The 24,515-nt window shown below is 61.4% G+C and carries 24 protein-coding genes; 11 read left to right on the plus strand and 13 right to left on the minus strand.

What is annotated here, in order from left to right:
* Positions 1 to 61: 61 nt before the first annotated feature.
* On the plus strand, positions 62 to 268 hold the full coding sequence (locus WOC76_RS00795) for a DUF2933 domain-containing protein (RefSeq protein ID WP_341102769.1): 207 nt from the start codon (positions 62 to 64) through the stop codon (positions 266 to 268).
* Positions 269 to 338: 70 nt separating this feature from the next.
* On the plus strand, positions 339 to 2,633 hold the full coding sequence (locus WOC76_RS00800; protein ID WP_445730569.1) for a copper-transporting P-type ATPase: 2,295 nt from the start codon (positions 339 to 341) through the stop codon (positions 2,631 to 2,633).
* Between the two features lie 29 nt (positions 2,634 to 2,662).
* On the opposite strand, the gene WOC76_RS00805 is transcribed toward WOC76_RS00800, so the two are convergent.
* The 7 genes from WOC76_RS00805 to WOC76_RS00835 all read right to left on the minus strand — a co-directional run bounded on the left by WOC76_RS00805 (position 2,663) and on the right by WOC76_RS00835 (position 10,726).
* Complete coding sequence (locus WOC76_RS00805; RefSeq protein ID WP_341102775.1) at positions 2,663 to 3,016, minus strand: copper-binding protein; 354 nt, start codon at positions 3,014 to 3,016, stop codon at positions 2,663 to 2,665.
* Between the two features lie 22 nt (positions 3,017 to 3,038).
* Complete coding sequence (locus WOC76_RS00810) at positions 3,039 to 6,227, minus strand: efflux RND transporter permease subunit (RefSeq protein WP_341102776.1); 3,189 nt, start codon at positions 6,225 to 6,227, stop codon at positions 3,039 to 3,041.
* Positions 6,224 to 7,612 (minus strand): efflux RND transporter periplasmic adaptor subunit, encoded by a 1,389-nt coding sequence (locus tag WOC76_RS00815; RefSeq protein WP_341102777.1) that lies wholly within the window; start codon positions 7,610 to 7,612, stop codon positions 6,224 to 6,226. The genes WOC76_RS00810 and WOC76_RS00815 overlap by 4 nt, the downstream gene beginning before the upstream one ends.
* On the minus strand, positions 7,609 to 8,853 hold the full coding sequence (locus tag WOC76_RS00820) for a TolC family protein (protein ID WP_341102778.1): 1,245 nt from the start codon (positions 8,851 to 8,853) through the stop codon (positions 7,609 to 7,611). The genes WOC76_RS00815 and WOC76_RS00820 overlap by 4 nt, the downstream gene beginning before the upstream one ends.
* Entirely contained in the window at positions 8,850 to 9,248 is a 399-nt protein-coding gene (locus WOC76_RS00825; protein WP_341431225.1) for a FixH family protein, read from the minus strand. Before WOC76_RS00825 ends, WOC76_RS00820 begins: the two co-directional genes overlap by 4 nt.
* Before the next feature lie 730 nt (positions 9,249 to 9,978).
* Entirely contained in the window at positions 9,979 to 10,203 is a 225-nt protein-coding gene (locus tag WOC76_RS00830; protein WP_341102780.1) for a hypothetical protein, read from the minus strand.
* Between the two features lie 160 nt (positions 10,204 to 10,363).
* Positions 10,364 to 10,726, minus strand: coding sequence for a hypothetical protein (locus WOC76_RS00835; RefSeq protein WP_341102781.1), 363 nt, complete (start codon positions 10,724 to 10,726; stop codon positions 10,364 to 10,366).
* Positions 10,727 to 11,162: 436 nt separating this feature from the next.
* Between WOC76_RS00835 and WOC76_RS00840 the strand changes: the two genes are divergently transcribed.
* On the plus strand, positions 11,163 to 12,044 hold the full coding sequence (locus WOC76_RS00840) for an ArdC family protein (protein WP_341390035.1): 882 nt from the start codon (positions 11,163 to 11,165) through the stop codon (positions 12,042 to 12,044).
* Between the two features lie 465 nt (positions 12,045 to 12,509).
* On the plus strand, positions 12,510 to 12,632 hold the full coding sequence (locus WOC76_RS00845; RefSeq protein ID WP_341102782.1) for a hypothetical protein: 123 nt from the start codon (positions 12,510 to 12,512) through the stop codon (positions 12,630 to 12,632).
* Positions 12,633 to 13,178: 546 nt separating this feature from the next.
* On the opposite strand, the gene WOC76_RS00850 is transcribed toward WOC76_RS00845, so the two are convergent.
* From WOC76_RS00850 to WOC76_RS00860, 3 genes are all read right to left on the minus strand, one after another.
* The gene (locus WOC76_RS00850) at positions 13,179 to 13,391 is read right to left on the minus strand and encodes a hypothetical protein (RefSeq protein WP_341102783.1); all 213 of its coding nucleotides are present in this window, start codon (positions 13,389 to 13,391) and stop codon (positions 13,179 to 13,181) included.
* A 275-nt stretch (positions 13,392 to 13,666) separates the two neighbouring features.
* Positions 13,667 to 14,161, minus strand: a complete 495-nt coding sequence (locus WOC76_RS00855) for a helix-turn-helix domain-containing protein (RefSeq protein ID WP_341102786.1) — start codon at positions 14,159 to 14,161, stop codon at positions 13,667 to 13,669.
* A gap of 335 nt (positions 14,162 to 14,496) precedes the next feature.
* Complete coding sequence (locus WOC76_RS00860) at positions 14,497 to 15,027, minus strand: hypothetical protein (protein ID WP_341102787.1); 531 nt, start codon at positions 15,025 to 15,027, stop codon at positions 14,497 to 14,499.
* Positions 15,028 to 15,577: 550 nt separating this feature from the next.
* Here WOC76_RS00860 and WOC76_RS00865 point away from each other — a divergent pair.
* From WOC76_RS00865 to WOC76_RS00885, 5 genes are all read left to right on the plus strand, one after another.
* Positions 15,578 to 15,922, plus strand: coding sequence for a single-stranded DNA-binding protein (locus tag WOC76_RS00865; protein WP_341102789.1), 345 nt, complete (start codon positions 15,578 to 15,580; stop codon positions 15,920 to 15,922).
* 749 nt (positions 15,923 to 16,671) lie between these two features.
* Positions 16,672 to 17,049, plus strand: coding sequence for a single-stranded DNA-binding protein (locus WOC76_RS00870; RefSeq protein ID WP_341102791.1), 378 nt, complete (start codon positions 16,672 to 16,674; stop codon positions 17,047 to 17,049).
* Between the two features lie 155 nt (positions 17,050 to 17,204).
* Positions 17,205 to 17,804, plus strand: coding sequence for an alpha/beta fold hydrolase (locus WOC76_RS00875; protein ID WP_341102793.1), 600 nt, complete (start codon positions 17,205 to 17,207; stop codon positions 17,802 to 17,804).
* A gap of 300 nt (positions 17,805 to 18,104) precedes the next feature.
* Entirely contained in the window at positions 18,105 to 18,407 is a 303-nt protein-coding gene (locus WOC76_RS00880; RefSeq protein WP_341102795.1) for a type II toxin-antitoxin system TacA family antitoxin, read from the plus strand.
* A 3-nt stretch (positions 18,408 to 18,410) separates the two neighbouring features.
* Complete coding sequence (locus WOC76_RS00885) at positions 18,411 to 18,923, plus strand: GNAT family N-acetyltransferase (protein WP_341102797.1); 513 nt, start codon at positions 18,411 to 18,413, stop codon at positions 18,921 to 18,923.
* Between the two features lie 13 nt (positions 18,924 to 18,936).
* On the opposite strand, the gene WOC76_RS00890 is transcribed toward WOC76_RS00885, so the two are convergent.
* Genes WOC76_RS00890 through WOC76_RS00900 form a run of 3 tightly spaced genes read right to left on the minus strand, consistent with a single transcriptional unit; the run spans position 18,937 to position 20,580 of the window.
* Positions 18,937 to 19,392 carry a hypothetical protein gene (locus WOC76_RS00890; RefSeq protein ID WP_341102799.1) on the minus strand — a complete coding sequence of 152 codons (456 nt, stop codon included), beginning with the start codon at positions 19,390 to 19,392 and terminating at the stop codon, positions 18,937 to 18,939.
* The gene (locus WOC76_RS00895; protein WP_341102801.1) at positions 19,385 to 20,071 is read right to left on the minus strand and encodes a nucleotide-binding protein; all 687 of its coding nucleotides are present in this window, start codon (positions 20,069 to 20,071) and stop codon (positions 19,385 to 19,387) included. Before WOC76_RS00895 ends, WOC76_RS00890 begins: the two co-directional genes overlap by 8 nt.
* Positions 20,072 to 20,082: 11 nt before the next feature.
* Positions 20,083 to 20,580: a hypothetical protein gene (locus tag WOC76_RS00900; protein WP_341102802.1), complete on the minus strand. Its 498-nt coding sequence runs from the start codon at positions 20,578 to 20,580 to the stop codon at positions 20,083 to 20,085.
* Between the two features lie 467 nt (positions 20,581 to 21,047).
* Between WOC76_RS00900 and mobC the strand changes: the two genes are divergently transcribed.
* A complete protein-coding gene (gene mobC / locus WOC76_RS00905; protein WP_341102803.1) occupies positions 21,048 to 21,452 on the plus strand; it encodes a plasmid mobilization relaxosome protein MobC in 405 nt (134 codons plus the stop codon).
* Positions 21,449 to 24,421: an LPD7 domain-containing protein gene (locus WOC76_RS00910; RefSeq protein WP_341390027.1), complete on the plus strand. Its 2,973-nt coding sequence runs from the start codon at positions 21,449 to 21,451 to the stop codon at positions 24,419 to 24,421. The genes mobC and WOC76_RS00910 overlap by 4 nt, the downstream gene beginning before the upstream one ends.
* The last annotated feature ends 94 nt before the right edge of the window (positions 24,422 to 24,515 follow it).

Consider the following 24,515-nt stretch of genomic DNA (forward strand, 5'->3'; position numbering starts at 1 on the left):
GATAGGCGAGCGGCTAGTCTCTCGGCGCCAACGATCTCATCTCCTCTCTAAGGGGCCGACCATGAAGTTTTCTCTCTCGAAAGCGCCGTTGTTGGCGCTCTACGCTTTAGCTGCCGCCTTCCTCCTTTACTGGCATTGGCGACACGTTCTCGACGCCTTGCCATTCCTTGTCGTGCTCGCGTGCCCTCTGATGCATCTCTTCATGCATCACGGCCATGGCCATCATCACGACAAGGACCCTGATAATTCAGAAAAACACGACGCCTGACGAAACTGCGTTCTCGCCCGCGCGGGACGCGAACGCAGCCAGCTCCCGCCCGCGTTCTGTCTCGGAAGGAATGGACATGAGCCATGAACACCATCGTCACGGTTCCGGCCACAGCCATCCGCCGGAGCGAGATGCTGGCATTCATTCGTCGCACGGCGGCCATCAAGGCCGCGGCGAAACCAGACAAGGCCTTTCCCCGTCTGGGGAGGACGTGATCTATACCTGCCCCATGCATCCGCAAATCCGTCAGGTCGGGCCGGGCAATTGCCCGATTTGCGGCATGACGCTTGAACCTGTCGTTTCAACCGGGGAAACCGAACCCAGCGCCGAACTCGCGGATATGACGCGGCGCTTCTGGGTCGGGCTCGCGCTCACCCTCCCTGTCTTCGTGCTGGAGATGGGCGGGCACTTCCTTAATCGCCACGCTTACATCGCGCCGCAGATGTCGAACTGGGTTCAATTCGCCTTGGCGAGTCCCGTCGTTCTCTGGGCCGGTTGGCCATTCTTCGTCCGAGGCGCGCAGTCCCTCGTCACGCGCAATCTCAATATGTTCACGCTGATCGCCATGGGCACGGGCGTGGCGTGGCTTTACAGCGTCGTCGCGACCTTTGCGCCTTCACTCTTTCCCGCGACCTTCAGAAACGTGGACAACTCGGTCCCGATCTATTTCGAGGCGGCCGCCGTCATCACCGTGCTTGTGCTTCTCGGACAGGTTCTCGAACTGCGGGCGCGAGAGCAGACCGGCGGCGCCATTCGGGCGCTTCTCAATCTCGCGCCGGTGACAGCGAAGCGCCTCAGGGAAGATGGGTCGGATGAGGAAGTCTCCCTGGACAAGGTCCATGTCGGCGACCGCCTCCGCGTGCGTCCCGGCGAAAAGGTCCCTGTCGACGGAGCGCTTCTCGAAGGCCGCAGCTCCGTCGACGAATCCCTGGTGACGGGCGAGTCCATGCCGGTGACCAAGAGCGCCGGGGACAAGGTCATCGGCGGCACGATCAACCAGACGGGCAGCTTCATCATGCGAGCTGACAGGGTTGGCCGCGACACCATGCTTTCGCGCATTGTCGACATGGTCGCTTCCGCGCAGCGAAGCCGCGCGCCGATCCAGCGGCTTGCCGATCAGGTTTCGGGCTGGTTCGTGCCGCTCGTCATCCTGGTCGCGCTCCTGGCCTTCGCCGCCTGGGCAATGTGGGGACCGGAGCCGCGCATGAGCTATGGCCTCATCGCCGCCGTTTCGGTTCTCATCATTGCTTGTCCCTGCGCGCTTGGTCTTGCAACCCCCATGTCCGTGATGGTGGGCATTGGGCGCGGCGCTCAATCGGGCGTTCTCATCAAGAATGCCGAGGCGCTGGAGCGTTTCGAGAAGATCGATACGCTCGTCGTCGACAAGACCGGAACGCTCACCGAAGGCAAGCCGCGTGTGACAGCCATCCGCCCCGTTGAGGGCTTGGCCGAGAATGACCTGCTGGCTGTCGCGGCGAGCCTCGAGCGCGCAAGCGAACATCCTCTAGCGGTCGCGATCGTTCAGGCGGCTCTGGCAAGAAATCTGGCTTTGACCCAGGCCACGGATTTCGACTCGCCGGTCGGCAAGGGCGTGACCGGTCGGATCGACGGACGATCCATTATCATCGGCAACCGCCGTTTTCTAGCGGAGCTCGGCGTCGATGCGGCCGCGCTCGATACCGAGGCCGAGCGCCTGCGCGAGGACGGCGCCACGGCGATCTTCATCGCCATCGACGGTAGAGCCGCCGGGATCATTGCGATCGCCGATCCGATCAAGGAGTCGACCCCGGATGCGCTGAAGTCGCTGCGCGACGATGGCGTCTCGGTCGTCATGCTCACAGGCGATAATTGGACGTCGGCGCGCGCCGTCGCGAAGCGGCTGGGGATAAACGAAGTCGAAGCCGAAATCCTGCCGGAGGATAAAAGTAAGGTCGTCTCCCGCCTGCGTCAGGCCGGGCGTATCGTGGCCATGGCGGGCGACGGGGTAAACGACGCCCCCGCCTTGGCCGCGGCCGACGTTGGCGTCGCCATGGGCACGGGGACGGATGTGGCGATCGAGAGCGCGGGCGTCACCTTGCTCAAGGGCGACCTTCGCGGCATTGTCCGCGGCCGTCGCCTGTCGAGAGCGACCATGCGCAATATCCGCGAAAACCTGTTCTTCGCGTTCTTCTACAACGCCGCCGGCGTGCCCGTCGCGGCGGGCGCTCTTTACCCCGCCTTCGGCTTGTTGCTCTCGCCCACGATCGCCGCCGCCGCCATGGCGCTGTCTTCGGTCAGCGTCGTCGCCAACTCATTGCGTTTGCGGCAAGCTCAGATCGAGCCTAAGCGGCTTCTGGAAATGCCGCCATTTCCAGGGGCCACTTAGCAACCCCGGCGGCGCTCTGAGCGAGAGCCTTACTCGGCGCGCTGAATCTGTTCAATCACGTAGCCGCCTTGTGGCGCTTTGCTTAGGGTGAAGGTTATCTTCGCGCCAGGCGCCAGCCCTTCGAGGTCCACGTTCGGCGCGACCTTGAAGGCCATTGTCATCCCCGGCCATTTCAGCGCCGGGATGGCCTCATGCGTGATTTGGATTTGGCGATCCGTTTTGTTGACGCCCTTGATGACGCCCTTCCCCGTCGCCTTTTCCCCCGCTTGCGCGACCTCCTGCCGGTTCTGAGCCTGAGCTGCCGAAGGGGCTACGCCGACCATGGCCAACCCGGCAATCGCGACGACGACCAACAACAGTGACTGTTTCGCTTCCTTTTTCATTCCTACCTCCTTCTGGTTGAATTTATCGAACCGCCACTTGCGCCGATCCGATTCCGCCTGCGCTTGCTTCCCCGTTCGTTGAGCCGCCCCCGTCATCGCCCGCCGGCAAACCAATCCCCTTGATCAGCGCGTAAATCGCCGGGATGACGACGAGCGTCAGCAGCGTGGACGACACCATGCCGCCGATCATCGGGACGGCGATGCGCTGCATGACCTCCGAACCGGCGCCCGTGCTCCAGAGAATCGGCACGAGGCCGGCCATGATGGCGACGACTGTCATCATCTTGGGCCGTACGCGCTCAACAGCGCCGAGCATGATCGCCTCGCGCAGGTCAGCCTTGGTAAATGGCTTCCCGTCAGTAGCCCGCGCTTCCGTGACCTCCTGCATCGCCGCCTCCAGATAGATCAGCATGACGACGCCCGTTTCCGCCGCGACGCCAGCAAGCGCGATGGAGCCCACGCCGACGGCGATCGACATGTTGAAGTTCAGGAGCCACATGAGCCAGACGCCGCCGACCAGCGCGAAGGGCAGCGACAGCATGACGATCAGCGTTTCGGTGATTTTGCGGAAATTCAGGTAGAGCAGCAGGAAGATGATGAAGAGCGTCACCGGCACGACGATGCGCATGCGGGCTTCGGCGCGTTCAAGATATTCGAACTGCCCGCTCCAGACGACATAAGAGCCTGACGGAAAGTCGATCGCCTCATTGACGGCCTTACGCGCCTCATTCACGAAGCCGCCGATGTCGCGGTCGCGGATGTCGACGAAGATATAGACGGCGAGCTGGCCATTCTCCGTGCGGATCGAGGTGGGGCCGCGAACCAGCTCCACCTTCGCGACTTCGCCGAGCGGTATCGTTCCGCCGCCGGGGAGCGGAATCAGGACTTCGCTGGCGATCGCCCTCGGGCTCGACCGAAAATCGCGCGGATAGCGCACGTTGACGCCGTAGCGTTCACGTCCTTCGACTGTGGTTGTAACGGTCTCCCCGCCGAGCGCTGTCGCGATCGTCGTCTGCATGTCGTCGATCATGAGGCCGTAGCGGGCAAGCGCCGACCGATCGGGCGTGATGTCGAGATAATAGCCGCCCATCACACGTTCCGCGTAGGCCGAGGAGGCGCCGCGGACGCTCTTCACCACTTTCTCGACTTGCCGGGCGAGGCTCTCCATCTGGGCCAGGTCGCGGCCGAATATCTTGATCCCGACTGGGGTCCGTATGCCGGTGGCGAGCATGTCGATCCTGTTGCGGATCGGCATGGTCCAGGCGTTCGAAACGCCGGGGAATTGCAGCGCCGCGTCCATTTCAGCGACCAAGCTGTCTACGGTCACTCCCCGCCGCCATTGTTCCTTTGGCTTCAAATTGATGATGGTTTCGAACATTTCGAGCGGCGCAGGATCGGTCGCCGTCGAGGCGCGCCCCGCCTTGCCAAAGACGGACTCCACCTCAGGGAAGGATTTAATGATCCGATCCTGCGTCTGCAGCAATTGCGCGGCCTTTGTCACCGAAAGGCCCGGCAGAGTCGTCGGCATATAGAGCAACGCGCCTTCGTTGAGGGCGGGCATGAATTCCGAGCCAAGCTGCCGCGCGGGGAGCATCGTGATCCCGAGCGCCGCGACCGCCAGCAATATGGTGAGGAGCTTGAAACGCATCACCAGTTGGATGACCGGGCGATAGATGAAGATCAGCGCCCGATTGATGGGGTTCCTTTCCTCTGAAATGATTTTCCCGCGGACGAAGACCACCATCAGCGCCGGCACCAGCGTCACCGAGAGTAGGGCGGCCGCCGCCATGGAGAAGGTCTTGGTGTAAGCGAGCGGGCTGAACAGTCGTCCTTCCTGGGATTCGAGCGTGAAGATTGGCAGGAAGGAAACCGTGATGATCAGGAGGCTGAAGAACAGGGCTGGTCCGACTTCGGTCGCGGCTTCGATCAAAATGTCGATACGCGAGGCCTCTAGCGGCGCCTTTTCCAGTCGCTTATGGGCGTTCTCGATCATGACAATGGCGGCGTCGACCATGGCGCCGATGGCGATCGCGATGCCTCCCAGGCTCATGATGTTGGAGCCGAGCCCAAGCGCCTTCATGGCCGCGAAGGCCATGAGCACGCCGACCGGCAACATGATGATGGCGACGAGCGCGCTTCTAAAATGCAGGAGGAAGACGACGCACACCAGCGCGACGATGAAGCTCTCCTCGACGAGCGTGCTGCGCAAAGTCTCGATCGCCGCGTGGATCAGTTGCGAACGATCGTAGACGGGGATGATTTCGACGCCCTTGGGCAGGCTGGGCGCAATCTGCGCCAGCGCCGCTCTGATATTGTCGATGACCGTCAGAGCGTTCGCGCCATACCGCTGCAACGCAATGCCGCTTGCAACCTCGCCCTCGCCGTTCAGCTCCGTGATCCCGCGCCGCTCGTCAGGCCCGAGTTCGATACGGGCGACGTCTTTCAAGAGTAGCGGCGTGCCTTCGCCGGCGCGAAGCACAATGTTTTCGAGATCGGCGATTCCCTTCAGATAGCCGCGCCCGCGAACGATGAACTCAAATTCCGAGAGTTCGACCGTGCGGCCGCCGACATCGGCGTTATTGGCGCGGATGACCTCGCGAATCCTGGAGAGCGGAATATCGAGGGCGCGCAGCCGATTAGGATCGACCACGACATTGTATTGCTTGACAAAGCCTCCGACGCTCGCGACTTCGGCGACGCCCTCGGCTTTGGCGAGGCCATAGCGGAGCGTCCAGTCCTGGAGCGAGCGCAACTCGGCAAGCGTCATCTGCTTGGCGACGAGCGCGTATTGATAGACCCAGCCGACGCCTGTGGCGTCGGGGCCGAGAACCGGCGTTGCGCCAGCCGGTAAGCGCTTGGTCGCCGCGCTCAGATATTCGAGCACGCGCGAACGCGCCCAATAGACGTCGACACCGTCCTCGAAAATCACATAGACGAAAGAGACGCCGAAGAAGGAAAAGCCACGGACCACTTTCGACCGCGGCACGGTGAGCATCGCGCTCGCGAGCGGATAGGTGACTTGGTCCTCGACCACCTGCGGCGCCTGGCCCGGATATTCCGTGTAGACGATCGCTTGTACGTCCGAGAGATCGGGAATGGCGTCGAGCGGCAAGGTTCTCACCGCATAGACGCCCGTGGCGATCGCGAAGACTGTTCCGATGAAGATCAGCACAAGGTTGCGGGCCGACCACGCGATGAGCCGGCCGATCATTTGCCTGCCCCGCTCTGATCCAGCGTCTGCAGCGCCGCTTTGAGATTGCTCTCGGCGTCGATGAGAAAATTAGCCGAGGTCACGACTCGATCGCCCTCGCTGACGCCGCTCGTGATTTCCGCAAACCCGTCGCCGCGGCGGCTGATCTTGACTGCCCGCGGCTCGAACCGCCCCTCCCCCTTATCGAGGATCACGACCTGTCGCTTGCCCGCGTCGATGATGGCGCTTTCGGGCGCCGCAAGAACCTTGTCGATTCCACCGGCGGCGATCTCGACATCGGCGAACATGTCGCCGAGCAACATGCCGCCAGGATTGGGAAGTTCGACGCGCACGCGCGCTGTGCGCGTTTCCATGTTTAGATGCGGATAGATGACGGCGACGCGGCCATTGAACGGTCGGTCCGGGTACGACCGCGCGCGAACGATGGCTGTCTGACCCGGCGCGATCGACGAAATATCCCGTTCGGGAACGTCGGCAAGCACCCAGACGATGCTGTGGTCGACTATGCGAAACAGCATCTCGCCCGGCGCCGCGCGCATGCCGCTCAGGGCGGCGCGTTCAATCACATGACCATCTTGCGGGGCCGGCCAGTCAATGACACGAGGCACGCGACGGCTGCGCGCGATTGAAGCGATTGTCGCATCATCGAGGCCGAGATTAGCTAGGCGACGTTTCGCGCCTTCAAGGCGTGCAGTGGCCCCAGAATTCAGCACCGCTACATATTCAGCCGCGGCGCTGGAAAGGTCCGGCCCATATACGCGCATGAGCGGCTGGCCCTTGCGCACATAATCGCCTTCCGCAATTTTCCCGACGGATTCAATAAAACCCTCGAAGCGCAGTGAGACGACCGCAGTGCGCCGTGGGTCGAAATCCACGCGGCCAGAGGCGCGAATGGGAACGGTCAGTATCCGCCGCTCGACAGGCTCCGAGCGGACGCCCGTTTTCTGCACCTTCCCAAGACTGAGCGTGACTGTTGCAGCGTCCTGCGACTCGTCCTCGTAAACGGGGACATAATCCATCCCCATCGCGTCCTTCTTCGGGACCGGCGAGGTGTCGGGGAGGCCCATCGGGTTGCGGTAGTAGCGGATGCGGCGACCCGAGGTTGGGTTCGGCGTGGGCGCCGGCGGCTTGTCCTCGAAAGAGACGTCTTCGCTCGCGCGCACGCCGACATAATCCTTTCCCGCATCATTCTTCTTAGGGGAAATGGAAAAGAAAGGGCCGTCGGGATCGCGATAATAAATGATTGGACCGGTTTCAATGTGCGCGTGCGTTTCGGTAGTTGCTTTGCCACCCGACCAGTTGGCGCGCCACAGCAACACGAAGCCAGCGCCGCTCAGCGCCACCAGTGCGAGGGCAGTAACGAGAACGATTTGAGCGCGTTTCATAGGGAGCCTCCCGCGAGGCGTTCGAGGTCGGCGTATTTGCTCTGCTCCTCGACCTTGTAGGCGAGGAGCTCCAATTCGATCGCGCGAAGGCGACGTTCCGATTCGAGAAGCGTCGCTAGGTCAGTCGTTCCCGCATCGAATCCCTTGCTCGCGGTTTCCACCGATAGTCGCGCGGGCGGCAGCTGCCGCTGCTCGAATATCTTGATGGCCTTGCGAACGGCCTCCAGGCGAAACCAAGCCTCGGCGACGTCGCCGTCAAGCCGGATGCGGAGCGCCTCGTTGCGCGCCTGCGCCGCGCCGAGACTGGCGCTCGCCGCGCGCTGCTCGGCGTCTTTCGCTTCATATTGCAGCGGCACCTTGAACCCGAGCAGAAACTGGCCGCTGTTTTCCCCTGTCGGCCGCTGCACGAAGGTCGCGCCGGCGGTAATGTCCGGATAGTAGTTGAGGTCGGTCAGCTCCTTGGCGCCCGTGGCGGCGCGCACCTGAGCATGTGTCGCCGCAAGTTGCGGGTTTGACGACCGGGCGAGGTCCTGAACGCCGGCGAGGGTGAGCTTCGTCTTCAGCGGCCGGAAACCCTTGGGAGAAGCGAGCGGCGCACGGGCTGCGCGGCCGATCAGCGCGTTCAATCGAGCCGCCGCCGATTTGGCGTCTCCCTCTCGTCGGGCGACATCGGCAGCGGCATTGGCTGCTTCGATCTCCGCCTTGATGATTTCCTGCTGATCGACCGAACTCGCGCCATAGCGCAGGCGAAGCAGCGCCAGCAGGTCGTCGACGCGCTGCTTCAGCGACTTCGAGAGGTCAACGGCGCGCTGGGCGGCGCCATATAGGGCATAGGCCGTCTTCACGCGCGCGACGAGATCGACCTCGATCGCCTCGCTCTGACGCCGAGCCGCGTCGGCGTCCGCCTGGGCAATGCCCTTTTCCAGATCGGTCTTCCCCCACAGTCTGAATTGCTGCTCGACGCCGATCCAGCGCTGGCCAACGCCGCGGCTATTCACGTCCCACGCCTGGAGAGTGACCGTGGGGTCAGGCTGGACGCCCGCGGCGCCGACGCGATGCGCAGCGGCGTCCGCGTCGAGGACAGACGCCGCAAGCTCCGGGCTCAGCCGCCGGGCCAGCGCCACGACGCTTTCGACCGTCGCGCCCGGCATCTCCCTTTCGCCCGCTGAAACAGGCCAGACGGTCAGGCCCGCAACGACTGCGGTCACAACCAAGAAGGCAAGACGGCATAGGCGCTTCATGGCGTCGCCTGTAGCACCAGGCGACTTTGCAGCGTTTCGCTCTCCCCCTGGACCTTCGCCGCCAGCGAGATGCGCCAGCGCCCCTCGTCGGTTAGATCGACCTTGAAGCGATAGATGCCGGGCTCCGCGCTCGGGGCTTGTTCGATCGCGCTTGTCATGGCCTCCAAATCGTCCGGCGCCATATCGAGCCGCGTCGCGAAAATCACGGCGTCCGGCACGGGCTTTCCGTCCGGCTTATGGATGAGGCGGACGGCGGCCACCGTCTGGCCTTTCTTGAGTTGCGCATCGACCAGCTTGAATTCGTAGTCGGCTATGGCGGCTTGGGCGTTCGTAGCGCCGAGCAGGCCGAGCGCCAGCAGGGCCCAGCAGGCCATCCGCAAATTTGTGGGAGGCATCCGAGATACTCCCGCTTCCCTTTGGAAGCGTCGCTGCGTGGAATAGGGCCATTGTCACGAACCTGAAGGAGCTCGTGAGGATACGGCCGGGCCGGGCGAGCAAGGCCTGATTGTCCGAAGCGGCGCGGACGAAGTCCGTCGCATCGCTTTTGAGACAAACAGCGCTATGCCCCGGTTAAGGCGCTTGCAGCTTTAGGAGATTGGAGGCCGAAGGTCGGGAGAACCCGAGAGGCCGCGACGCATCGCGTCGTCGCGGGGTTGAGGCACGAAATCGACCCCTGCGGCGACTGATGGCGCTATGGAGAAAGGCGGCGCCAGCTGAACGGCTCCGCAAAGGAGAGAGTCGCAGTGCCTCGGTATCGGCGCATGGTCGCTATGGCTATCTGGACAGTCGCCTGTCGCGGTCATCCCAGCGCAAGAATGCGCCAAGGGCGCAGTAAAGCCCGACGCCGCGCCTGTCAAAGCCGCGACAATCGTAAGGACGGAGACGAGATAGCGTAGCCAGCTTAGCTTCATTGTCATTCTCTGGAGCAATGGATAGCACGACAAAGTACTGCCTGTAAAAGCCCTTCGCTGCCCAAGATCGCGCCAGGCTGACCCGTGTTTAAGCCGGAACCCGCGACTCTCGACGGCGCCCATAATGAAGAAGGCCCGCTAGATTAATCCGGCGAGCCCTCGCTTTGCGTTTAGGAGAAACAGAGACTAATTAGCCTCTATTCCCTTTGACCGGTCAACGGTTGCAAATCCAGACCCAGCCTTGTGCGACGTCCCAATCCCAGCAGACGTTATGCACATGGCCACGCCCCTCCGCGCCACTCCAGTCTCGGTGCTGATGTCGCCAGTGTCCGCCGATGTGTTGCATGGCGCTATGTTCGCGATGCTCTTCGCTTTGCGCCATGGCGGGCAGACTTGTCGCGAGCAATGCTGCGGCGATCAAGAGCGAGATTTTAGACATTTTTGATTCCTTTCAGGCTTGTCAGCCTTCGGTAAACCGTGCGCCGTTCGGCGCTCCGCATTGCACTTTTGGTTCGATTTGTCGCATCCGGCCACGCGAGCGCTCGCGCCCGCCAACTCGGCATGTTCTTTGATTCGGATGCTAGTGAAGCGCGCGCACTTCAGGCGATCGGCGGCCGAAGGTCCGGGGACTTTAAAAATCCACGAAGCCTCAACTCTTCACGCGAATACGCCAATCGCGAGAACGCCGCAGAAACCGCGGATAGCGCGACGGATGACGGCGGCAACTGCCACGCTCCGCAGAGGAGCGGGTCGCAATCAATCGGGATCGCAGCGTCGCCGTGGCCGTCCGGACAGTCATCCATGACCATCTGCGCGCAGGAATGAGCGCTGGGCGCGGCATAAGAAGCGCCTATCGCGCCGATCAAAGCCGCGGCGATGATAAGCGTGGAGATGAACAGACGCAGCCCGCGCAGGATCACGGCGCTCCCCAACTGACGAATTTTAGCGACTGGCGCGACCACAAAAGGATTCCCCCCGCTCCGCCGGCGCTTCCCCCCGCCGGGGCTTCTTGTCAGGTAATCATTGCATGCGAAAGATCCAGAGGGGGCGCGGATGATGTCGATATGTTTCGCCGCTATAGCGCGCCCATTTGCTGCGGCGCTGACGTTCCCACCGCAGCCGTATTGCGGATCATCCGCACGTGGAAAGCCTTTGTCTCCGCAGCCTTCGTTCTTGGGTTACCCCGTCTGCGGCCCGCAGCGCGTCCTCTCATCTGGGGACGCTGACCGGCCCCGCCTCGCGATCAACGCGGCTCGCTTCCTCTCCGCGTTCGTGCAGCTCCGCCCCGCTTTCGCGGCGCGCCTGAAGGCGCGGCGTTTGATCGCTCGTCTCATGGGGCCGGTTCCCCTGCCCCGACGAGGCCGCAATCGCGCGGCCCGCGAAACAAGGGGAACCGCCATGAAGGCCGAGCGCTTCGACATCCACCAGCACATCACCGACCAGATCATCGCCGCCATCGAGCAAGGCGCGGGAGAATTCAGGCTCCCGTGGCATCGGTCCGCCGGCAACATGCGGCCCGTCAACGTCGCCTCGAAAAACGCCTATCGCGGCGTGAACATCCTCGCCCTTTGGGCGACCGCCGACGCCAAGGGCTACAGCTCCGGCCATTGGGGCACCTACAAGCAATGGACCGAGGTTGGCGCCCAGGTTCGCAAAGGCGAAAAATCCGCCCATGTCGTCTTCTACAAGGAATTCACTGTCGCGGCCGAGAACGCCTCGGGCGACGAAACCGAAACCCGCCTTTTCGCCCGCGCCACGCCTGTCTTCGCGGCCGAGCAGGTTGACGGCTACACCTTGCCCGCGTCCGATACGCCTGCGAGCGTCATCGAGCCAATTGAGACGGCCGAGGCCTTCATCAACGCAACCGGCGCGACGATCGACCACCGCGGCACCCGGGCCTTCTACCGCCCCTCGACCGACAGCATCCAACTCCCCCCGCGCGAAGCATTCGTCGGCTCGCCGACCAGCAGCGCCGCTGAATCCTACTACGCGACGTTGCTTCACGAACTAACGCACTGGACGAGCGCCGAAACGCGCTGCAATCGCCAACTCGGTAAACGCTTCGGCGATGAAGCCTATGCGATGGAAGAACTTGTCGCCGAACTTGGCGCGGCGTTCCTGTGCGCCGACCTTCGCGTCACCGACGAGCCTCGCGCCGATCACGCGCAGTATCTCGACACCTGGCTTCGCGTCCTGAAGGCCGACAAGAAGGCGATCTTCACGGCCGCCTCCAAGGCTTCCGAAGCTGCGGCGTTTCTCGCGGCGCTTCAAGGCGCGTGAGCGCAATACCTTGTTGCACGCCGCTTGAATCACGTGGCGTGTAACATCCCCATTTTTACGGGGTCGACACCCCAGAACCGGCCGAGGCCGGGGAATATTGTGTGTTTCGCAGCTACGAATTTCCCCAAAACCCTTTTCGCGGCGGCTTGAGCGATCAAACTGAAGGCGCGTCTTTTAATCCCGTTCTACCCAATCGACATTCCCTATTTACCTCGAACCGGGCGCCGCCCCCTGCCCCGCGCGTTAAAAACCCGCCGCGCGGCGGCATGGGAGGGAGACCTTGCCCGCGCGGCATCCGATTGATGGGCAATGCCGCACCGAGGAGGAGCCTTGGTCGAGCGACGTCGCTAAATTTCAGAGTGCTTATTGTTGTTGCCTTTTCAATCGCTCTGGGAATTGGTTGCCGGAACCGGGCGGGGTGCGTCGGCCGCATAAAGCCTCTGATTACGAGGGGTAGGAGAGATAATGGCTTTGCGTCATATCGAAACCGAGATTGAGATCGAGGCTCCTGCTGACCGCATCTGGGCGCTTTTGATCCGCTTATTTGCGCCCCAGCGGACGACCTTCTGTCGCCTGCGCGTCTGCTGAGGAAAGTAAAAAGGCGATGATCCCGGAGGGCACGGAAACGCCCAGCCGCCTCCGACGTCTCGACGTCGGGCTGCTATGGCCTACTGCTGCAAATTAGGCGATTGGCGGCCGAAGGTCTCGGGGGCCGGAAAGACCGCGGGGCTCAAGTTCGTCGCGTGGCCTGAGCGGCGGCGCGAACGTCACAATCGTCGAGGAAACAGTGATCCCGGCTGGCGGCAGGATGGTTTGCATCAGGCCGCAGTTCGGCGCCGCACAGACCAGCGGGTCGGCGTTTTCGCCGTTCACGCCCCTGTCGGGGAGCCGGTGCTCGGAAGACTTTAATGCCAGTGCGGAAAATCTCCAGGCTGCTCCCGCGCCAGGAAATTTCCGGCGGACCTGCGGATGAGGCCATGATTGCTCCGCTCCGTACGACCTCGGTTCGGCTCCGAGCGAATAGCCCGTCGAACGGGGGCGTTACGGTTTGGGTCCGAAAGTTAGAGAAAGAACGGGATTTCTATGACGGGTCGAGGGTCGCGATCGGCCCTGCCGACGCGTCGAAGCGGACGCTTAACGGCGCTCGACCACTTCCTTCGGCAACTCGACTCTGCAACGCCCGGCCTGGCATGCCGGACAAACGCCACGCCAGCCGTAGTAGTAAATGCCGAGCCCTGCGAAGAGCGTCGCCCACCCAAGCGGCGTCTCGCCGATGTAGAAATTGGCGAACAGCATCACCGCGAAACCCGCGGTCAGGAAAGCGTAGCTTTTCGCTTTCTCAGACATGGCGACATTCTCCTGTTGGTCGATATGGGAAGCCTGAGACGAATTCACAAGCCAGCGACATCGTCGACCCAAAGAGTGGCGTCGGATTTAACTAATTGGGGCTCGCGCGGCCGTCTCAGAGGCAGCTCCCCCCAAAGGCGAGCGGTAGCGCATGCTCCTCGCGCAGGACACTGCAAATGCAGTTGCGTCAAGGGGCGCGGTGACGCCATTTGGATAATGCCGCGGGAATGTAGCGCGAGGAGGATCGCGTGAGTTCGTTGATCCCTCGATCCGCCCTAACGAGCCATGGGGTCTTCGACCTGCATCGGCTCCACTCCCAACATCTCCCACATTCCGATGCCTAGTCGTCTCGCAATTTCGATGACAATGAGTAGCGACGGGTTCGAATCTCCCCGCAACATCAAATACAACTGCGGCAGGGAGACGCCGATAATTTTGGCGAATTGCTCCTTATCCAATCCGCTTTCAACGTACTTTCTCTTCAGGATCATCGAAAGGTTTTTCGTCATCTGCTTTGCGGACAAGTTGCGACGATGTCCGAGTTGGCAGTCCTCCAAGAGCTCGTACAGAGGCGTTTTCAGCTTGGCGGAAATCTTCGCAAGCATCTCGATTGAGGGGTTCGCGGCTCGACTGCGCACGTAACGAAATTGAGAGCCGGACATGCCGATGGACTTGGCAAATTCGGGCTTATTCATTCCGCTCTTTTCCAGATGCGCAATCAGGTTCTTCGCTAACCGCTCCAGGTGCGGAGAGGCGAGCCGATCCTCCATTGAACTCACCATCAGTCGATGATGTTCACCCGTCGGCTTCGTCGCCTTCCGACCTCGAGCCCCGCCTGCCGCCCGCCTTTTATTCATGTGATCGTGTAACGTTAGATGACGGCCGCTTGTCTATTAGCATCGGAGATTCCCGTGGCGGCGCCAAGCGGAAAATCAACACGACCGCCAATTTTTTAGAAAATGCTTGCCAGAAAATTAAGAATCCCAGCGGCGCCTACGGCGCGCGGTAACCGGTCACATACGCGTTCGCCGGTCACCCTGCGAAAAGTCTCCTCGTCTCCCGAGATGCGTTCGCATGCGAATGCCGAAGCCTGAGTCGCTGCTTTTCAGCCGTCGTTATAAAAAATGTCGGTTGTGCGCAGCTCGCCGTCGACCCCAATCGACTTTTCCCAAATTTGGACCCCGATTTCGGAGTCGTCCTCGAATACATCGGCAAGGTAAAAGATCATCGGGCCGGGCCAGCTCTTGCGGGTTCGACATTTCGCGATCGTGAAAATTGCCTGTTCCGTCTCATAGAGCCCTCCGCACGGCTGGTCGGGATCCATGTCTTCGCCGCCCTGCAAGTAGGCGTTCGCAAGCAACTTTGACCAATGGTGACGAACGATCAGCGAGCGATCCTCCGAGGGCGATAAGTGACGCAGGGGAATGGATCCCGTCAAGTCGCCCCCGAGATTGAATAGAGAAAAATCGCAAACGACAAGGGTCTCGTTATGCCTGAGGCCCGGCGCCGCTGAGGACATAGACGCTTTCTTCCTGACGAGGCGGTGGACCTGAGGAAAATGGATTTTGAGCGGTTCGCACCATACCGCTCCCCGCCGAGCCACGCGGATGGGGAACTTAAACACCTGAACGTTCATAAACGGCAACCCCTGACCTAAGGGAAAACGAGCGGTTCTCCAGACTGCCTAAGGCCAAGTTGCGGCCATTCCACGGCGGGGGGCAGGCAGAAAAGCTGCCAAAATATTATAATCCGGATAAATGGCGCCCACCTTTGGGCAGAATGCCGACGCGTAGCGCTGTGCAAAGAATTTAATGCAGGTGTAAGCGTTGTCGGCTTTGGCCGCTCGCGATAACACGAGCAAAAACGCCGCTGCGCCGGCTGATAGCCTCACAAATTGGCCGGCTTCGGGTCGGGGGCTAGTCGCGGTGCAACCGAAGCTGCGGCCCGCGCTTATCCGTTGGAGCAACGATCTCCGTCTCATGGCTTTGGTGTTCGCTCTCGCCACTTCGCCGGCGGCGCGTGAAGCGAAAAACGGTCTTTTTATTATCGCGGTCAATCGACAGCGGTCCGCAATTTCCTATCCTAGCAAAATATAATAAAATCCGAATCTTGGAAAGCCAAGGTGCCAACTAGGGAGTCGTAGCAGGGGTGGCTTTCTAAAGGCAAAAGACAGGAGAGAAAAACTCATGCGCAGCACAAATCTATTCATCCTGCGGGGCTACGTCGGCGCCGACGCCAAAGGCTTCGATGGCGGGAAGGTCGCCAAGTTCAGCGTCGCGACAAATCGGGCCTGGAACGACCGGCAATCCGGTGAGAAGAAGGAAGCTACCGACTGGGTTACGCTGACGATCCTGAACGAAAAGATCGCGAAATGGGCTCTTGAGAACATCAAGAAGGGCGATCCGGTTTACGCGGAATGCCGCGTCGCCGACCGCAGCTATCAAAAGGACGGCCAGACCGTTTACATAACCGATGTGATCGCCAACGTCGTCGATCGGCTCGCGCCTTCGCAACAAGCCGGCGATCGGTGAGCAGAGATACGGGCGCTTCGAGAGGCCCGGCGATTTGCAAGCCTCGGGCGAAGTCTACGACCCGGAGCATGCACTGCGAAAGTCGCGGAAGCCCCCTGCACCGATTGGTGACCGTTCCCGCGCATCCCAAGCTCCAAGAAGCCGTCGCCTAAAAAGCGGTTTCCCGCTCCGCTGCGCGGCTCCTTCTCTTCCATGATGCGGGTTAGCGAGCTTGCTGACCCGCAATCCTGGCTTGGGCCTGCGCTCGCCCGAATCCTTCCCCCATCAATCCAGGCGGGAATGAGCGTCGAACGGACGGGCGGGGCGGGGGGCTTCGCCAGATGATCCACTGCTACGGCCTTACCGGGCCCAAGCACTGTGTGCTCGTTGCGTAGCGATCTCCAGCCGGCGCGCGCGCGACTGAGCCGGCGGCTAAGCATTGTTGATCGGTCGCTCGACCGCTTGCCCTTGATGCCGCATGTGGCGATTTCGGGTTCATTCGTTGAAAAACGCGCGCCAATCTCTCTCACGTCTCGGGGAGCGCCCTGTTGCTGATAGTGGCCAGGTCTATCGACGGCGAAGCCTGCTTCGGCGCCTGCGCCGAAGAATTTTCCTCTTGCCGCTGCGCGGCAATTCCTCGCCAAGCAAAATTCCTCGTCACGATCGGCGCGCGGCGCTTCGCTTGCCCGCTTTGCGGCTCCGCAGTCTTCTCAGCCGTCGAATAACGACCGCCATCGCAACGGGGACGGCCCCAAACGATGGAGAGAAAAATGGCGCAGCTTTGTGAAATGAACCAGATCGGCCACGTCGCTTCGGTCAAGAGCGTCGGCAAGAACCTGATCGTCAGAATCGCATCCAACGCCAACTACAAGAACGGCGAAGGCGCCTGGGTCGAGCGCACGCACTGGAATGAGCACACGATCTTCGAGCGCCAGGGCGGGTTGCTCAAGTGGGCCTCTGAAAGCCTCAAGCCCGGCGATCTCGTTCTCGTCCGCTCTACCCCCTTCCAGACCGAATGGAAGAAGGACGGCGAAACGCACTACGGTCAGACCTTCGCGGTGAACGAGCTCTCGCTCTTGACGGCGAAATCCGACAAGAAGGACAAGCCGGAGGAAGCCGCGAAGTCGCGGGGCCGACGGAGCCGCTGACGCGGCTCCTCGAGGGGGCCCTTTCGGCCCCCGTCGCTGCTTCACTAGGTCAATATCTGGCGCTCGGCGCCCGGAAGTAGTCGTCCATAAACGCCCCGTCCGAGCCGCTCAGCGTCATCTTCCGCAGCGCTGAAGGCGCAACATAGGATCTATCCATGTCGAAGGTTCTGTTTCTTCCGGGGGCCTCGGGCAGCGCCTCCTTCTGGAAGCCGGTCGCCGACCGCGCCGGCATGGAAGGCGTGTTTTTCGCATGGCCTGGGTTAGGCGACGAACCGGCGCTCCCTGATATCAACGGGATCGACGACCTTGTCGCCTTGGTGGCCGATGAAATCGCGGAGCCGGTCGACATCGTCGCTCAGTCGATGGGCGGCCTTGTCGCTATCAAACTGGCCCTGGCGCTTCCTGGGATGGTCAAGCGTCTCGTGTTGGCTGTGACTTCTGGTGGCGTGCCAGTCGCCAATCTTGGCGGGTCGGACTGGCGGCCCGACTACTTCGCTGCATACCCGCGTGCCGCCAAGTGGATTGCCGATTCCGGTGACGATTTCTCAAGCCAAATCCCATCTATCGAAGTGCCGACACTGCTCCTATGGGGCGATGCGGACTCGATCAGTCCAGTCGCCGTCGGAAAGCGGCTGGCAGCCCTCCTTCCGAATGCACGCCTTTGCGTCTTTCCTGGCGGGGATCACGACCTTGCCCGGACACATATGGACGCCGTGGCGGCTGAGATTAAGCGCTATCTAGCGGTCACTTCATAGGGGAGTGCCGGCTCAAAAGCGGACCATCGACTTAGCTTTAAGGTCCCACCATGTAGGACCCGACCGGATTTTGCCCCGAGCGAAGGCCATTTTTCATTGCTTTTTTGTGCATAACATATTGAAATAGGTAAATAATCTACATTAGCGAACATACGTGTTCCTGGGGCGTCGGCCGCCACAACGATCCACGCGCATAGGTTTTTCTCACAGACCCGCGCCAATGAGGTCGCCGCCTATCCCCTCCGCTTGACGCCCCCGGCCAGTGGCCGTACATCTGTCGGCGAATGGGAGCATGGACAAATGGCCGAATCTTCAAAGAGCTCCGGATCAGGCCGCGTCCGCGGGGAGCGTCTGGAGACGCGCGTAACCGCTGAGCAAAAGCGCTTGATAGAACGCGCCGCCGCCCTGCAAGGCCGCACGGTGACGGATTTCGTTCTAACCAGCGTTCAGGACGCTGCGCGCCGAGCCATCGAGGAGCATCAAATCCTTGATCTCTCGTTGCAAGACAGTCAAGCCTTCGTTCAGGCGCTCATCGAGCCGACGCCCGTCAATGATCGCCTACGCGATACGATCCGCCGTTATCGTCAGCGCGCTGGCGTCTAACACGTGGGCGACGAAAAGGCGGACGGGCCGCGGGTTGAAGTGCTTGGCGTCCAACACGACCGCTGGGGTTTCGAGAGCGGCGTCGAGCCCCTCGACCGATATTTTCGGACGCAGGCCGGCCAGGACGCCAGAAAGAATTTGGCGGCGCCTTTTGTCCTCTTGTTGGAGGACGGGAGTCTGGCGGGCTATTACACCTTGTCGTCAACGGCGTTGAAGTTGCCTGAACTCCCCGAGACGCTCGCTCGCAAACTACCTCGCTATCCCCTCGTGCCGGCGACGCTGCTCGGCCGCGTCGCAATTGATCGAAGGCATCAGGGAAAGGGCTATGGACGGTTCCTTCTTGCCGACGCCCTTTATCGGGCGTTGCGTAGCGAGATCGCGTCCTTTGCAGTGGTTGTCGAGGCTAAGGACGAGAACGCGAAAAGGTTCTATTTGCGCGAAAGCTTTCTTCCTTTCCCGGATCAACCGAGGAAGCTGTTTCGACCGATGGCAGATATCGAAGCGCTCTTTCGATAATTCAGGCGAGGCATCAACCTTCCCCTTTGACGCCTACAACGCCGAGCCAAATTGCCGGCCGTGCACCGACATAGGCACCGGCGCTAAAGAGACATGCGCCGACGAGCATTCCGACGATGAGCCACTGAATCATTTGCCGCCTTGCGACGTCACGGGCCACATCTCGGGCCGCCGTCGCAATCGCTTTTGCCAAGTCCGCTTTCGCCGACTCAGCGCCTGCTCGAATCGTCGCCTCTGCTGCCACTCGCGTTTCCGAGAGAACGCGTTGCGCTTCCGCCGCTATCGCTTTGGGGAACTGCCGATAGAGGCCCTCATAATACTGAAGCGCGAAGATCACGAGCCAAAGCGCGTCATTTTCCCGCAATCCCAGTTCTACTTGAATCCGTCGCAGTTGCTCGCGCTCGCTTTCGGTCGCTGCGCGTCCAAGCAGCCTTTCGAAGCTCGAGATCGTTGTGGTCGCGTCAGTCATCAGCGACGATCGTCGCCAACACCTTGTTGACCTCTTCGAGCCAACGTCGCAGTTCGGCTCGATTGCCGATCGGCATGGTTTGCCATGCGCGCGCGATGCTCAGGCGATTGCTGTAGAGATCATCGCTCACGCGATCGGCCATGTCGGGGAACAGCAGGGAACGCCCGCCTTGTTTCTCGACCGAGGCCTTCACCTTGGAGCCATTGTAAAGCTCGAATTTCGTATCGGCTCCGAAGTAGCCGTTCTTCAGAACGTGCACTCTCGAGTTCGGAATGGCGTCGACATAGTCTTGCAGCAATTCCAGGCTGTCGCGCTGACGATTGACGACCCACAGCGTCACGAGCTCGCGCTCGAGCTCTTCGAGAGACTGGCTGAGCGTCCGGCCATAAGCGGCGACGCCCATGTTATTGCGGGCCGCCGTGTTGACGACGACGATGCTCTCTTTGTTTTCGTCGCAGATATTGACGAAGCGAATCCATCCGTCCGCTTCGTCCAAATTTACAAGTTCGCAGACCACTTCGTTTTCGTATGATTTGAAAACGTCGGGGTTTGAGGTGTCGGCGTCGATGACGAAGACCTCTTCGCCTCTTTGGGTCAGATTGTGGACGAGCGCCATCGAAACGAGCGACTTCCCGACCCCGCCCTTGCTGCCGCCCACCACGTAAATCGCCTTGCTCATTAAGCGCGCTCCTAAATTTGCTCGCGGTCTCGTCGAATGGGAAAGGATGACGCTCGAGGAACGGATGGATCATCCGATCTTCCGGCCCTCGCCGCCTCGGGCGCCCGGATGATCGGGCTTGGCATTGGCGGGATCGGACGCCCTGTGCCCTGTTCCGATCTTTTGCCGTTGTTCATTGGCGCCGCCTGCGCAGCGCCGGAAGGCTGCACCGACTCTGGAGGCGCGGGCTGAAGGTTCACGCTTCCCGCTTTTGGCGTCTCGCTACGCTCCCCTCCCTTCCCCTTACGCTTTTCCCCGAGGTGCCGACGCAACGTAGCGATGGAGACATTGAGGCCATCCGCCGCGAGCATTTCTTGGATGTCCTTGTAGGAGAGGTTCTTTTCCTCGCAGACCTTCGCGATCTCGTCGCGCATGGACCGCAGCAGCGAGGCGAAGGTGAGGCTGCGCTCGCGCTTTGGAGCGGCGAGCAGCCGTTGCTTCAGCTTCTCCTTCTGATCTTCGAGATCCATGCACGCAAAATATTATAAAATGGCAACATCTGCAACTGGGCGTCATGCGGAAGCGCGCAGTGGGCGCGGAGGATGAATAATCGCTTGGGCGTCCCCTGAGTTCGGCATGAGCACGGCATGAGCTTTTAATGAGCATGGGTACGCATGTGGCGCTCTTATCGTGAGCGTTCAATGAGATCTGTGGAGCTTTGGATGGGCGCCAAGCGAACTACCCTGCGCATCGGCTGGGTTTATGGTGAGATAGATGATGTAATGTGATGTAAATGACGCGCGCAGAGGCGAGCACTAAACGAGTAATGCATGATTGAATATGAACATGCTGATGATTTAATACTTTTGAAGATTGATTTCCTCTTGGCAGGATACCGAAAATGTAGCACATTTTCTTATGTGCCCTCGCCGGGCGGGCTATCTTGGGTCCGGCAGTTTGGCCAAGCCAAACCGAACCCTCACGGTAGAGCTGAGACATGACGGACAAGCAGACGGGTTCCCGCCGTAAAGCAGTGACGCGCAGCGTCCGTATGAGCGCGCAAGAACACGCGCTCTTTGGGGAGTTTTGCGAGTCCTTGAATGTGACGCCAAGCGAAGCATTGCGGCGCTTGGCGAGATCCGCCGCACTTTTGGGACCGACGTTCACGGGCGAGGCGCGCGTTGAAGTCATTGCGCTCACCCGACAAATGCGCGCCGTCGGCAATAATCTCAACCAGACCGTCCATCACATGAATGCGGGACATGTGATCCAAAGCGAAGATTTGAAGGGCCACCTGGAAGCGGTCAGCCGCGCAATCGGCGAGCTTGATCGCCTGTATCGGTCGCTTTGCGTCAAATCCTATCGACGCGCGGAAGCTGTTGTCGCTGGGCGGTCGAAATGATCGATCTTGTCGCGTATGAACTGCGTCCCCTGTCCGAGCGCCTGCGTGGGATCAGAACGGCAAGGGATTTCCGCGAACGACGGGCGCTACTCGAGGCGGTGGCTTCTGGGGCGCCTCCGGAAGCGGCGGGCGCCTCCCCTGTCCGCTCGTCGCAATTGACTCGCCCCCCTGCAAATGGCCTGCCCTATTCGGGGCCGCGCGCTCCGTCGGGCGGCGCCGGCGAGAAACTCGAAGACGAATGGGCCCTGCGGCGGCCGGGAAGCGGGCGCGGCGGGGAATCGGCAATTCGCCCTGCGCCACGGTTTCCTCCGGGAGTGAAGCCTTTATCAACCGAGGCCGCTTCCTCTGGATCCTCAGGCCCCGCTGCATCGATCGCCGCTAAGGCCGGTCTCGCCACCGGCTCGCAAGCCGCCGTCGTGAAGCTCGCGAGCTACGGCTCAGGGAGCGCGCGCGCCGCGTCGCTTCTGAACTATCAGAGCGATAAGGGCCAGCTCACCCTCGAACGCGAGGATGGGACTCTCGTGACCGGCAAGGCCGCCGTCGACGATCTCGCCGCGCACTGGCGCGATGACGACCCGCGCGAGCCTTCGAACGATATTTTCCGCGTCACCTTCACATTCGAGGGCAGGCTCGGTCCCGACGAAGCGCGGGTCGGCCTCGCGGTCGCCCTCGGCGGCCATCGTTACGCTTGGCGGCTGGAGGAGCGGTACGACTCCACGCTCGTGCATCTCGTTGCTGTCGCCGCCGGCGCCCGCAAAGACGAATATGGAAAGAAGGAGCGGATTTACGCCAACGCGAAATCTCTTCGTTGCTTCCATGCCAAGATCGAGGACGCCTTCGGCCGCGACGTCGATCTCTCTGGGCCCGTTTGGGCGCATGGCGTCGAGGGCGCGACGACCCAACTTGCGGCGCTCACCAAGGCGGGCGCGTTTCCTGCGGAGACCGACGCCGGCATGAGTCTGGAAGAAGCCGCCGATCGCCATTTCGCAAAACAGCCGAGCAACGCAAATCGCCCGAAGCCTGAGAATTTCAATCCCGCGCTGGAGATTGCCAAGACCTGGCGCCCCGCCATGAGATCGAGCAGCCCGCGGGATTTTGCGCATGTGATCCTAAGCGCAAAACCAGGGACCGACAAAGACGCCTTCATGGACGCTGCGCGCGCGACGCTCGCGCGCGAGTTCAGGGGGCATGAATATGTGTTCGTCATGCACACGAACAGGCGGCATATTCACGTCCATGCCGCCGTGAGGCTAACAAGCGCCGCGGGCGAAAAGCTGCATCCTGGGATACAGGATTTCAACCGGTGGCGTCAGACGCTCGCCAAGGAAGCGCGCGAACGTCATATCCCCATGGAGGGCGTTCGTCGCTTCGATCAGGCTCACGCGCCTTCCTATCGGCTCAAGGACGTGAAAATGGTCGAGCGCGGCATCGCGCCCGAGAGCGTCCGGCGACGCGTCGAGCGGGTGCAGAACCGTGAAATTCACCGACCCACGCGCGAGGAGGGTCGTCGCCGCGCCGCCGAGGCGGCCTCTGAATGGAAATCATTGGCCGCGCGCCGGGCGGCTGTTCTTCCGCCCCCTGCGGCAGGCGCAATGCGGCTGTATCGCGCCGAGGCGGCGAATGATGGTTCTCACCGCGCGCCCCTCTTTTCCATCGATCGCGCGCTTGCCGAAGCCTATGCAGCGAAAGGCAGAGCGTCGCAGCTCGTCTATTTGGACGTTCCCGCGGAGCGAATTTCCGAGTTGCGCCCGTCGCGCGAGCTACCGGCGAAAGTCTTCGTCGTGCCCCCTGCCCTCGACGCGCTCCGCAAGCCCGTCGACTGGATCGACGAAGCCGCCGTTTTGCCCTTCCAACGTCGCGTCGACGCCGCGCTGACAACGATACAGCAAAAACGCCCAATTGTTTCCAAGGAGGATAAAGCCATGCGAACAGCCGAAACAATGGAGGCCGCCCGACGCAATATGGCCGACGCAATGGACCGTCTAGGCGGCTATCTGCCCGAGGGCGCGGTCAAGGATGATCTGATGCGGCGGTCGCGCGACATTCTTGCTCGCGCCGAGGGGGCAACCAAAGAGCAAGAGCGGCTGGAACGAAACCCAGGACAGATCGAGGGCGACCGTTTCGTGGAGCCCGAGCCACGAAACGTCGGCACCCTGTTCACTAATGAGAAGAAGGGGACAGAGATCCACTACAACCGCCATGATCGAGAGACTGGCGCGTTCCAGACTCTTGCTTTCATAGATAGCGGCAAACAGCTCGACATTCGCGATTGGACCAACGAGGAGAGCGTCAATGCGGCTCTGAAACTCGCCTCTCAAAAATGGGAAAAGCTGAGCGTCAGCGGAAGCGACGAATATAAGGAAACCGTCGCCAAACTTGCCGCGGAAAATGGCTACGAGATCACAAACCCGGAATTGCAGGACCGCATTCGTGAACTCCACGCTAAGCTCGAAGCGCAGCGCGCGAGCATCACCCAAGGAAAAGAACGAGCCGAAGCCAAAGAGACAGACGCGCCTGTGAAATCTGCTCCACTTTCGGAGGCGGAACATCAAAGGCCCGCCGACGCGCCAGTCCTCAACACGACGCCAGCCGAGCGCGCGATCGAGCTCAACAGCATCCGCGAGCGCGTCGACGTCGAGGCGCAAGAAGAAACCCGCCAGGCGGCACGCGCTAGGGAAACTCACGAAACCAACGCCGCCGCCGGAGCCGAGGGAGCGCCGTACCGCGCTCCGGAGGAAGCCCGCGCGGCGCGTGAAGCAGAGCGGGCCGTAGACAACAGTCCTGCTCGCGAAATCCCCGCGGACCCCATGCAAAGCGAGGCCATCCAAGCCCTTCGCTTTGAACAGCGCCGCGTGCTCGATCAAGCTAGTCGTGACGAGCAGCGGCGTATTGACGCGGAGAACGCCGAGCGCTTCCGCCAAGACGAGCGCCGTCAGGATCGCGACGAAGCGGAAGGCGAGTCGATGTAAAAAGGCCTCGTCTTTCGGCTGTTCGATTCCACGAAATGCGGTCGCCATGGAGCACTTTACGATTGAACGTCATTCTCCCGACTTCAGCTGTTGG

Origin of the sequence: Methylocystis sp. IM3 (assembly GCF_038070105.1) — a bacterium.
GTDB lineage: Bacteria > Pseudomonadota > Alphaproteobacteria > Rhizobiales > Beijerinckiaceae > Methylocystis.